This window comes from Hydrogenovibrio sp. 3SP14C1, from assembly GCF_029625905.1.
Classification (GTDB): domain Bacteria; phylum Pseudomonadota; class Gammaproteobacteria; order Thiomicrospirales; family Thiomicrospiraceae; genus Hydrogenovibrio.
Genome location: NZ_JARTLM010000010.1, coordinates 21,794 through 33,909 on the forward strand (window position 1 = coordinate 21,794; position 12,116 = coordinate 33,909).

At 43.3% G+C, this 12,116-nt stretch carries 11 protein-coding genes; 6 read left to right on the plus strand and 5 right to left on the minus strand.

The window, feature by feature from the left end; genetic code table 11:
• Nucleotides 1-444, plus strand: coding sequence for a phosphoribosyl-AMP cyclohydrolase (hisI, locus tag P8629_RS09350; protein ID WP_278165865.1), 444 nt, complete (start codon nucleotides 1-3; stop codon nucleotides 442-444).
• Between the two features lie 34 nt (nucleotides 445-478).
• Here the strand turns inward: hisI and truD are convergent, their stop codons facing one another.
• The 5 genes from truD to P8629_RS09375 all read right to left on the minus strand — a co-directional run bounded on the left by truD (nucleotide 479) and on the right by P8629_RS09375 (nucleotide 4,938).
• Nucleotides 479-1,519 (minus strand): tRNA pseudouridine(13) synthase TruD, encoded by a 1,041-nt coding sequence (gene truD, locus P8629_RS09355; protein WP_278165866.1) that lies wholly within the window; start codon nucleotides 1,517-1,519, stop codon nucleotides 479-481.
• Nucleotides 1,520-1,623: 104 nt separating this feature from the next.
• Complete coding sequence (locus P8629_RS09360; protein ID WP_278165867.1) at nucleotides 1,624-2,082, minus strand: hypothetical protein; 459 nt, start codon at nucleotides 2,080-2,082, stop codon at nucleotides 1,624-1,626.
• A gap of 81 nt (nucleotides 2,083-2,163) precedes the next feature.
• Nucleotides 2,164-3,081, minus strand: a complete 918-nt coding sequence (locus tag P8629_RS09365; protein WP_278165868.1) for a Tim44 domain-containing protein — start codon at nucleotides 3,079-3,081, stop codon at nucleotides 2,164-2,166.
• 369 nt (nucleotides 3,082-3,450) lie between these two features.
• Complete coding sequence (locus P8629_RS09370; protein WP_278165869.1) at nucleotides 3,451-3,918, minus strand: hypothetical protein; 468 nt, start codon at nucleotides 3,916-3,918, stop codon at nucleotides 3,451-3,453.
• 441 nt (nucleotides 3,919-4,359) lie between these two features.
• Nucleotides 4,360-4,938 (minus strand): class I SAM-dependent methyltransferase, encoded by a 579-nt coding sequence (locus P8629_RS09375; RefSeq protein ID WP_278165870.1) that lies wholly within the window; start codon nucleotides 4,936-4,938, stop codon nucleotides 4,360-4,362.
• Nucleotides 4,939-5,102: 164 nt separating this feature from the next.
• On the opposite strand from P8629_RS09375, the gene rep reads away from it, so the two are divergent.
• The 5 genes from rep to P8629_RS09400 all read left to right on the plus strand — a co-directional run bounded on the left by rep (nucleotide 5,103) and on the right by P8629_RS09400 (nucleotide 12,067).
• Entirely contained in the window at nucleotides 5,103-7,136 is a 2,034-nt protein-coding gene (rep, locus tag P8629_RS09380) for a DNA helicase Rep (protein ID WP_278165871.1), read from the plus strand.
• A gap of 32 nt (nucleotides 7,137-7,168) precedes the next feature.
• A complete protein-coding gene (locus P8629_RS09385; RefSeq protein WP_278165872.1) occupies nucleotides 7,169-8,356 on the plus strand; it encodes an iron-containing alcohol dehydrogenase in 1,188 nt (395 codons plus the stop codon).
• Between the two features lie 111 nt (nucleotides 8,357-8,467).
• Nucleotides 8,468-9,412, plus strand: coding sequence for an OmpA family protein (locus P8629_RS09390; protein ID WP_278165873.1), 945 nt, complete (start codon nucleotides 8,468-8,470; stop codon nucleotides 9,410-9,412).
• Between the two features lie 17 nt (nucleotides 9,413-9,429).
• A complete protein-coding gene (locus P8629_RS09395; RefSeq protein WP_278165874.1) occupies nucleotides 9,430-10,074 on the plus strand; it encodes a transglutaminase-like cysteine peptidase in 645 nt (214 codons plus the stop codon).
• Nucleotides 10,075-10,129: 55 nt separating this feature from the next.
• Complete coding sequence (locus tag P8629_RS09400; RefSeq protein WP_278165875.1) at nucleotides 10,130-12,067, plus strand: bifunctional diguanylate cyclase/phosphodiesterase; 1,938 nt, start codon at nucleotides 10,130-10,132, stop codon at nucleotides 12,065-12,067.
• Nucleotides 12,068-12,116: the final 49 nt, after the last annotated feature.

Here is a 12,116-nt window from a genome sequence, read left to right on the forward strand (position 1 = left end):
ATGTCACAACAGCCCACATTCAAACAACTGGAAAAAGCGCAACAAGGCGATTCGTTTGACTGGGAAGCCGTCAAAAAACAAGTCAAATATGACGATAAAGGGCTGATTCCAGCCATCGCTCAGCAGTTCGATACCAAAGAAGTGCTCATGATGGCTTGGATGAATGAACTGTCCTTACAAGAAACCCTGCAAACGGGGCGTGTTTGTTATTGGTCCCGCTCACGTCAGTCGTACTGGCGTAAGGGGGAAGAGTCAGGACAGATTCAGTTGCTAAAAGATTTACGGTTTGACTGTGATGGCGATGCGATTTTGTTGCTGGTGGATCAGACTGGTCCAGCCTGTCATACTGGGCGCAAAAGTTGTTTCTACACCGCGATACATAACAACCAGGCTGAAATCTTAACCAACCCGATTATCACCCCTGAAGAGTTGTATAAAAAATAGCCAGGCCTGGCTATTTTTTACCCGTTTTAAAGTCTTAATCTTCCTGCCGCATCACGAATAATTCGCGCATGACCATAGTCGCATAGCTGCCCGCCGGCAAATCAAAGCTGACCGACAGGGTTTGATTGTCTAACCATTCCCAAGTCATATTTTTTGGCAACACTCTTAAAGCGCGGCGTTCTTGTTTTAGCCCGAGCTTTTCCAAACCTGCCTGCCAAATCGAATGTTGTTCCAATACTGATCGTTCAAGTTGAAAAGCTTCGCTTTGTGACGGCAGTACACCTCGCCCCGTCAGAGCACCGGTTGGGTGAATATCTTCTTCAGTTACCCGTTTGGCTAAATCTGAAGCACCATCATCGGCAAACCATTTTTGCGACCCTTCTAGCTGAAATACATCTCCAGGTAAGGCCCTATTCCAAGTGCCCTGCTGTACACGCTGACTTAAAACTTCATTAAAAATCCAGGAACGAGCAGCGGAAATATACATGGTTTTTTGATGACGCTTAGGTGCTTTAATCTGGCCTTGGAACAAAGCCGTTGCTTTTGCTAGATTCTGAAAATCATTTCCAAAACGTTGTTCACCAAAATAATTTGGTATGCCCTCTTGAGCAACCTGTTGCAAACGGCGTTCAACGTCCGTGATTTCGCCGGTTATTTCCCGTAAAACCAACGTAAAACGATTTCCAGACAACCCTCCCGTCTGAAGTTTTCTATTATGCCGTAATGCTTTTAAAATCGTGACTCCGGGCACCTCAAGACTCTGAGTATCAGGATCTTGCTTACCCGGCAAATGGATACTCATCCATTGCCGAGTGACCGCTTGGCGATCTTTTTTACCCGCCACGCCCATTTCTTTTTGGGTGACTCCAGCCCATCTTGCAATTTGCTTGGCAACCCAGTCCGTGTTCTGTCCAATTTTTTCGACCCACACCCATAAATGCTCTCCTTCTCCTGTCAAAGAAAAAGCAAGTTGCTCCGTAACTTGAAAGTCCGCTGGCTCCGCTTTTAAAATTGCCCCACTTTCAGGACGGCCATAAGCAAAGGCAAAATGGGAAAACGTGACAGGGTAGGACATAAAACTCAATTCTTTTAGTGAAAAACAAAGGCCTGATAGGGTAACCCTACCAGGCCTGGACGATTTGGCTTATTTCAGCCAAAGAGATTCAGAAGAGAAAAACCTTATAGGTTTCTATACAGCTTCTCTTCAATGGGCAGTTCTTTACCTTGCGGTTCATCCAAATAAATTTGAATCAAAATCTGGTTGATATTGCCCGGTACCATAAAGTCTTTAATCATTTGGCGCGCCCCGACAGGCGAATCTTTATTGATGTAATTATAAAGATTGCGAAGCTGACACTTATTATCAGGGTCTGATGCTCGAGGGCGCAACATATTGCCCCCTTCTAGCTTATAGGACTGATTGGTGATGATCTTAACATGATGATAATAATCTGCCGACAACGGTTTTTTAAAGCAGATCTGAAGCATACGGTCGAAATTACCAGAGCCGTTATCCAAATTATCCACAATCTGCACAGACGTAATTTCAACTGGAGGCTTTGAACAAGCGCTCAACCCTACCGACATCAGCAACGTCATCATGACTAGGCCGATATTTTTGATTGCACGATCACCCATCACGTTTACTCCTTTTTACTTACCTCTGAGCAAAATATACTCAAAGCTAAATGCTTTAGCAAATAAAAACCAGAAAAAGACTTAAACCTGGTTTTGCTGAATCCCTGCAATCTGCCAATTACCTTCTCCAGCCGCTAACCGACGAATATGCCAGATTTCATTAAAGGCATGCGCAAATCCATCTTGCTCTTCTTTAATAAAACCGCTAAAGCGTACGCTGACAACAAAAAACTCTCCATCCACTGCCATATCAGCCATTTCAGCCGTCAACTCTTCTACTTCGGTATGATTTTCTCCTGCTTGTAAACTGTCCATTTCAGATTGTAATGCTGTCATGAGCTCTGGCGTGCAATAGTCTTTCAACTCACTCAAATCCAAAGCATCCCAAGCATTTTGTACCGCAATAAAATGCCCTTTAGCACTTTCAATAAAGCTAATATCATCAAACCAATCCGGTTTTTGCGCTGTCAACTCTGCTTGCTCTGATAAAGCAGAACCGATAATACTGCCGTTGCCATGTGGTTCATAAGCAGGCGCATGACTTTCGCGCACAAGGATAGAGGACTCTTGCGATTGCGCATCATAATGGGTTCGCTCTGCATTACGTGAATAAGCAGGTTGCATCATCGCTTGGCGTTTTTTCAAAAAGCTCATTAACAAAAAGGCCACCAAGACGATCAATAAAATATCCAATAACTGAATGCCTTCAAACCCATCGCCAAATAGCATCGCGGCCAACAAACCACCTGCTGCGATTCCTGCTAGAGGTCCTAAAAATCTTGAAGCGCCTGATGTTCTAGCACCGGCTGCCGTCGTATTGTTTTTTGCACTGGCCGACTCTGTTTTAGAGCTGGGCTTGGTACTATTGAATTTTTTAGGCGCGATTTGCTTTGAATACCCAAAGCTTCCACCACCGCCAAAGCGTTTTGCTTCTGCCACTTGCATCGTTGCAAAAAACGTAAATGTCATCATCGAGAGCCAAAGTGTTAGTTTTTTCATATTTTACCTTTTGTACTTCAGTATTTAGAGTTGCAGAGATTGTACCCAATTTAAAGAAGGTGTGCGGGATTAACACTCAAACTTTCACACCTCTTGAAATGGTATCGTTTTACCTTGCTTGGCCTTGCCATAACTGCCAAACACCCCATAAAATTGGGCTTATAGGCTGGTGTACTCTCTTAATCGACACTACAACAAACTGTCCGATAGGCTCAACCTGGGCTTGCATATAATGTTGCACGAATAGAACCTTTTAAACCTCGGGCGTCTCAACTTTTTGGATCACTCGGTAAGAGTATTTTTTTCTGCTAGGTTGATGAATTTTTATAATGCCATATAGGTACCAGATTGTGTCACGACGCCATATGGTTAATTATCTCCTAATAGAGCACGATATTCTTGTTCCGTTATTTCAACGTCCAGTGCATCTGAACTTGAGGTTTGGGCGTCAGTAAAACGACGATTATGTTGCGCTTCAGGAATGTATTGACGTAAATCGAGGCATGCGAGTTCGTATGCCGATGAAACTTGATTTAAAAGCGTAATTCTTGCTTCGCTAGGATTGTTTTGTTCAAGGTCGAAATTCAACATTTCTTGAAAAAGATGATAATTATCATCGGCGTTTTTTTGTATAGTCACCAAACTATCAGCGGGGCAGTCTTCTAAAGCGACGACAGAGACCTTCTGATATAATTCGATTAACTCCTGAACCGAGTCATGAAAGTTTAAGTGATCACATAATTCACTATCTCTTGGTAGAATTTCCACATCAAAATTCTGTATCTTTTCGATAGATTCCTTTGTGTCAGAATAAATTCCTTTACTTTTGGTAAGCATACTTAAACTTCCTCATTCAAGCTTACAGTATCTCAATGGTACGCAAAAATACAAACTAATCAAGTAGTTATTTCTGTTGGCACCGATTCCTAATACATATTTAGATGTTTTTCTGTGGCTGCTTAGACCTTTACGTGTGAAACCGTTACATACTGAATATAACAGGAAAATTTATTGAGCAGAGTGCTCTAACAATGAGGTCAAAAAGCTGGGCCACTAGACTAGATAGGCTCTATAGGTCTAAGGCCAGCATTGGTGACCTGCAAGGAGATCAGTTGTTATGATTGATTAGAATAGAGAAGGAATGCGTGATATCTGAGTCACTTTTATGACTGTAAAATAGTCTCATACAAATGAAAACATGGACAATAAAACTTAAGAAAATAACAATATATCGTCCCCCGTTATAAACCAAAAAGAGAGGATATCTTGTTAATTTACCTACTTTTTCACACATCTTGAAATGGTATAGTCTTTACCTTGCTTGACCTTGTCATAATTGCCGAACACTTCCATGAAATTGCGCTTCATGTATTGTCTTAATCCATTGATGGTGACCACCACAAATTGCCCACCGGGTTCAAGCTGTTCATGCACATCATGCAACAGAATGCTGAGCATTTCTTTCCCCACTTTCGCCGGGATATTGGACACCACGGTACTGAACTTCAAGTCTTTCGGCACATTACTCAAGCCATTCGACAGATAGGCTTTGGCATGATTCAGCCCATTCGCTTCGGCGTTCTTATTGGCATAATCCACGGCGACGAAATCTTTATCGACCATATGCACTTCGCCTTGTATGTTCGCCGCAATCGCCAACCCAAGCGGACCGTAACCACAACCGATATCCAACACTGTTTCTTCAGGCTTTAACGTCAGATGCTTGAGCAACAACCAAGTCCCCGAATCAATTTCTCTCGGGCTGAAAATGCCCCACGTGGTATGAAAGTTCAGGAGTTTGCCTTTCAGTTCGCTCTGAAAAGTAATATCTTGTTTAAGTTGTGCAATGTCGCTCATGATGGGTTTAACCTTTGTTAACGGCTTAATTCAATCGAATCGCCACAAACATCAGGCGAACTAAAAAATAACGCAGATTGGGCAATTTCTCTAAATTCGAAACGCCGACATTCTGGTATCATATTGTATCTTTTTTATCACAGCACGCGAATGGATTTACACCGATGTTTGGACTGAATGATCGACAACTTAAAGGGGTGATGCACATTGAGACCCCTGCACTGGTTCTGGCCGGTGCCGGTTCGGGAAAAACACGTGTCATTACCGAGAAAATCGCTTATTTGATTCGCAAGCACGACGTGCAGCCCTACCATATCTATGCTCTGACGTTTACCAACAAAGCGGCCAAGGAAATGAAAGAGCGTGTCACTAAACTTTTAAAAGACGACCCGAGCAAAGGATTGAACGTCTCAACCTTCCATAACTTAGGGCTTAATATTATCCGGCAGGAATATCATGCGCTCGGGTATAAGTCGACTTTTTCGATTATGGATGCGACCGATACCAAACAAATTCTGAAAGAACTGATGAAAAAGCAGCAGCTCAGTGAAGAAGAACTGGATGGTGTGCAATGGGACATTTCCAATTGGAAAAATGCCCACATCAGCCCAGAAAAAGCGCTGGAAATGGCGGAAAACAACCTGCAACAGGCGCGCGCTATTTTATATGATTACTATCAAAAGCAATTGCATGCCTATAACTCGGTCGACTTTGATGACTTAATTGGCTTGCCGGTACGACTGTTTAATGAAAATCCGCAAATTTTGGACAAGTGGCAAAATAAAGTCCGTTATTTATTGGTGGATGAGTATCAAGACACCAACGCAGCACAGTATGAATTGGTAAAACAACTTGTCGGCGTACGTGCTAAATTCACAGTAGTTGGTGATGATGACCAATCCATCTATGCGTGGCGTGGTGCTCAGCCAGAAAACTTGGAATTGCTGAAAAAAGACTTCCCAAATTTGGAAGTGATCAAGCTGGAACAAAACTATCGCTCCAGTAACCGTATTCTGCAAGCGGCAAATACCTTGATTGCCAACAACCCGCATATTTTTGAAAAACGTCTCTGGTCAGAAATGGGGATGGGCGATATGCTACGCGTAATGGCCTGTTCGGATGAAAACCATGAAGCGGAACGCGTGATCTCTGAAATCATCGTCCACAAGTTCAAACACCGCACCCAGTTTAAAGATTATGCCATCCTGTATCGCGGTAATTTCCAATCTCGTTTGTTTGAACGTGCTTTACGCGAACAAAATATTCCTTACAAGTTATCCGGTGGCCAATCATTCTTTGACAAAGCCGAAATTAAAGATGTGATGAGCTACCTTAAATTGATCGTCAACCCGGATGATGATGCGGCCTTTTTACGCATTGTGAATACACCTCGCCGCGAAATCGGTGCCTCCACGTTAGAAAAACTGGCGACTTACGCCACCAAACGCGGGGTCAGCTTGTTTGATGCGACCCAAGAACTGGGACTCAGCACCGTGCTCAGTGAAAAAGCGCTGCAACGGGTACAGCACTTTGGTGGATTGTTACTCTCCTGGGCGCAAGAAGCCGATGCGTTAGCAGGCACCGAAGTCACGTCATTTGTCCGACAGCTGATCGAAAAACTGGAATATGACAACTGGTTACACGAAACCAGTAACACCCCCCGTATGGCAGAAAAACGCATTGAAAACGTGCGCGATTTACTGCTGTGGATTGAGCGCATTATTGACAAAGCTTTTAATGAAGATGGTGACGAACTTCGTTTGGAAAAGATTGTCGCCCATATGACCCTGATGGACTTGATGGAGCGCAATGAAGAGGATTCCGAACCCAATATGGTTACTTTGATGACGTTACACGCATCCAAAGGGCTAGAGTTTCCACATGTATTCTTAATCGGCATGGAAGAAGAGCTATTACCGCATAAACAAAACATGGAATCACCGGGACTGGAAGAAGAACGTCGTTTAGCGTATGTGGGCATTACTCGTGCCAAGCGTAGCTTGACGATGACCTATGCTAAAAAACGCAAAAAATATGGTGAAGAAATAAAGTGTGAGCCGAGTCGCTTCCTGGAAGAGTTGCCGGAAGATCTCTTGCAATGGGAAGGCAAGCCGGGCGTTGAACTCTCCCCAGAAGAACAAAAAGTCACCGGGAATGCGCACTTGGAAAACTTGAAAGCCATGCTCAACCCAGGATAGACCGCCACTCGATTGATACAAAAGGACGACAGATGATTGCAGACTTTCAAATCGCCAACCTCCCTAAAATTCAATTCGGCTGGGGGATCCGAGATCAATTTGCACAAGCCATAGCAGAGCAAGGCTATCAATCGGTTGTACTCATTTCCGGTCAATTTTTGACCAGGCCTGGCGGTTTTTCAGCAGAGCTGATTACGCAACTGCAACAGAAAAATATCCGCGTCAATGTCTTTGTGGTCTCTGGCGAACCCTCCCCTGATTTGGTCGATGAAATCGTTAAAGCCAGCCCAAACAATGCCGAAGCGGTGATTGGTATTGGCGGCGGGAGTGTACTGGATGCGGCCAAAGCAGTGGCGGGGTTAATTCCTAGCCAAACCTCGGTGATGGATTACTTGGAAGGTGTCGGAAAAGGACTCAAACTGACCAGTAAGACCTTGCCTTTTATCGCGATGCCAACCACGGCCGGCACGGGTAGTGAAACCACCAAGAACGCAGTGCTGTCACGTTTAGACGAATTCAAAAAATCGTTTCGGGATGACAAACTGCTCGCAAAAGAAGTCTGGTTAGACCCCAGCTTCCTCCCAACCTGCCCACACGAGGTGCTTTACAGCACGGGCATGGATGCCTTTACCCAGTTATTGGAATCTTACACAACCCTAAAGGCCAACCCGATTACGGATGCTTTGGCATGGCAAGGCATGACATTGTTTAACGGTGCGTTTGAAGCCATCAACAGCGATGATTTTGAACAGCAAAAAACCGGTTATGGCAATTTAATGCTGGCGGCCTGTTTATCCGGCATCACCTTGGCGAATGCCGGGCTAGGCGCAGTGCATGGTTTAGCTGGCCCAATCGGCGCTTTCTTCAAAGCCCCACATGGCGTGCTTTGCGCGGCCTTACTCGCCCCTATTACCGAAGCGAACATTCTTGCCTTACAACAATCAGACGAAGCACATGCGGCCAATACCTTAGTTAAATATGCTCAAATCGGCAGACTCTTTACAGCTACGTCACTCCGTGAAACCGATGCGCTCTCCGTGTTAATCGAACACTTACGACAGTTGACTAAAACTTACATTCCAAACCGTTTATCTGAGTATGGGTTGCAAGATGATAATTTAGCGCCGGTTCTGAACAGCTGCCGCTCAGGCAGTATGACAGGAAACCCCTTAATACTCCCTGATGAGACACTTTTATCCGCCATCGGACAAGCATTATAGGTCTATATCTTACTCAAAATAGGGCAAGTGTAATTTCTTCGTTTTTATGCCTTTTTTGCTGTAAAATCAGGTCACTATATAATAATACTACTTGATAAATAAGGTTATTCAATGAGACCCTCTTTATTTCTTTGCACTGTGACACTCTCTTTATCTAGCATTTTTTCGACTTCTCTTTTCGCTCAAGAACCCTCTCAGCCGCCACAAAGTATCGCTGAAAAAACGTTGACAGAAAAATCCTCACAACCAGAAAAAATCTCCAGTCTTTATAAAGACCTTGATCAGGATGGGGTGGCAGACAAGCTGGATCACTGTTTGAATAGCCTACCCAATCAAAAAGTTAACCAATTTGGTTGTGAGTCAGATGAAGACAATGATGGGGTCGTGGATCGACTCGATCAATGTCTCAAAACGCCGGCAGGCATCAGTGTCAACAAATTCGGCTGTGAGGGTGATGCGGATAATGACGGTGTTTTCGACAGTCAAGACCAATGTCCTGGAACACTCCCGGGCGTTGAAGTCAACAAAATAGGTTGTCGTTTAGATACAGACCTTGACAGAGATGGCATCTTAAACGAAAAAGATCAATGTCCCGGCACGCCAATCGGGGTAACCGTCAATCAATACGGCTGTGAACCTAAAAGTTTAGTAGTGACGAATATTGTCTTTGACACCGGTTCTTATGTAATTCGCCCTGACCAAAAACCTATTTTAGATAGAGATATCAGTCAATTGAGAACCCTTAAAGAACATGAGCGCATTGTCATTACCGGCTTTACAGATGCTTTGGGCAGTGAGCGCAGTAACATGAAATTATCTTGGAATCGAGCACAAGCCACCAAAGATTATCTGGTTCGCAAATTTGATTATGATGCCTCTAAAATTTTAGTGCTCGGAAAAGGCGAAACCAATCCGGTAGCTTCCAATGCGACAAAGGCGGGAAGAAAGCAAAATAGACGTATTTCTTTTATGGTTATGGATCAACAAATTGTGCCAAATGAAGCCGTTGCCACATTGCCCGAAAAAATGAAACACTATAACCGTTATCAAGAATAAATCATGATGCCTGACTTATGACCAAGCTCCTGTTGATACTCATTTTGAGCACAATGACCTTAAGTTGGGCGACCGCCTCAAAGGCGCCGCAGGTCATTACCCCAAAGGAGATCCAGAAAGCAAAACAGCAGTATGGTCCTTTAGCTGCCAAACGACTGGAAGCATGGCAGGCTTTGGTGAACGAAAATTACCAGAAGCCAGAAAAAATAAAACTCGATAAAGTGAACCGTTTTTTCAATGAAGCGCGCTTTGTTTCCGATGCTGAGCATTGGCATCAAAAAGATTACTGGGCAACGCCGATTGAACTATTGGGTACGGATGCTGGAGACTGCGAAGACTTTGTGATTGCAAAATACTTTACTTTAAAGGCAATGGGTGTCGCAGAATCAAAGCTATACCTTACTTACGTTAAAGCCGTTCGACTTCGACAAGCGCACATGGTGTTGACCTATTTTGAAACACCTAGATCGATACCGCTGGTTTTAGATAATATCAATCGTCGTATTGTGAAAGCAACACAGCGCCGAGATCTCATACCGATATACAGTTTCAACGGTGATGGGCTATGGTTATCGAAACAACGAGGCAAAGGGGCTGCCGTTAAAGGGGGAACCAAAAAATTGAAAAACTGGAATCAATTACTCAAAAGGATGCAGCAATGAAATTCAACGCACAGGCTGCCTCTGACAACACCTCTCTACCAAAAGGAAGCGACTCATGAGCTTGAGTAAACAAATGATGCTTTTTATCACTGGAATGCTGGTTATTTTGTTATTGGGGACCTTTTTACTCAATCTAAATAATACCCGATCCTTTTTAGAGGCCCAACTGCAATCTCATGCCCAGGACACGGCAACCTCCTTAGGGCTATCACTCAGCTCTGTCGCCAACCCAGAAGATCCTTCCAGCATGGAAACCATGATTAACGCAGTATTTGATCGTGGCTATTATTCTCACATCACCATGCGAGATATGGATGGACAACTGATTTATGAAAAAAGTAACTCACATGACATAGACGGTATACCGAATTGGTTCATTAATCTTATTTCTATTGAGGCGCCTAATGCAGAAGCGTTAGTTCAATCCGGTTGGATTCCTTTGGGACATCTAACCGTTCAGAGCCATCCAGGGTATGCTTATATTGAGCTGTGGAAAACGGCCATTACCTTATTGCTTTGGTTCACACTTGCAGCAGCCATTGCTATCGGGTTTGCGGCCTATGCATTGCGCGTCATGCTGACCCCTTTAAAGAAAATGGAAAAACAAGCCGAAGCCATTGTACGCAAAGAATACCTCTTACAAGAAGCCTTACCAGGCACCATTGAATTCAAACGCGTCGTTTCCGCCATGAATGCCATGGTTTATAAAATGAAGAAAGTGTTTGATCGAGATGCACAACATGCCGAAAAATTACAGAAGCTTGCCTATCAAGATAGTGTGACTGGACTCAGCAATCGTCGGCATTTTGAAATGAACATTGATGCCTTGTTGGATACACAAGCCGAAGCCTCTCCCGGTACAATTTGTCTCATTCGTATTCACCATTTGAAAGAATTTAATGACCAGTTTGGTTATATGTCTGGAGACAACTTAGTAAAAGCATTGGCCGATAAAATGATGAATAATTTCAACTTTGACAACAGCTTTTATGCTCGTTTGAATGGCTCTGAACTGTTAACCATTATGCCCACCATTTCAGGCAGAAAGTTATCCAAACCGGTCTCAGAAATATGTGAAGCCATGCCTAAAGTGTTAAGTCACTTAAAAGCCTCTGAATCACAAGTGAGTATCTCCATCGCCTATCTTGATTACACTCCGGGGAATAATCGCAGTGAGCTGTTAGCGCAACTTGACTTTGCCACCAAAGAAGCCAGCCAGCTAGGCAAAAACCAATATTTTTATTACCAACCTGAAAAATTAAACGCTGAAGAAGACACCCGCTGGAAAGACATGCTAAATGTGGCGATCAAGGAAAAACGTTTTATTTTATTTCAACAAGCTGCATATGATGAAAATCGAAAAATTCATAGCCGAGAAGCATTGCTTCGTTTAAAAGATGAAAACAACACGATCCACTCGGCCAGCTTTTTTATACCCGCTATCCGCAAACTGAATAAAATGGATGAAATTGATAAACTTGCTGTCTCTCTAGCTGTGACTTATCTGTCGAAACATACTTTATTTCATGGTGAGCGTCTTGCCATCAATCTTGGACAAAGCATTATCCGAGACCAAACATTCCAGAATTGGTTATTCGAGCAGCTTGAAACCGTAAACACAGATCAAATTGCCATTGAAATTCCAGAAGCCATTATCAATGCCAACCGAAATGAAGTGAGACCATTGATCGAAAGAATTAAAAGCATGGGTATCCAGTTTGGACTCGATCACTTTGGGAATCGTTTTACCAACATGAATTACATCCAAGAATTGCGACCAGATTACATCAAGCTGGATACATCCTTCTCAAAAGCCATTGAACAGGATGAGCAAACCCATTATTACATTTCCAGCTTGTGTGACATGTCGCAAAGTTTGGATATACAGATTATTGCCATGTCCATTGAAAATGAAGCGCAAATCCAAGCCTTTAAAGAATTAGGTATTCATCATTTTCAAGGATATTATTTCGGAGCGCCGAAATCCTTATAAAAACTGGGTGTAAAGAAAATATACTCTACCCAAAATGTAAAATTATTTT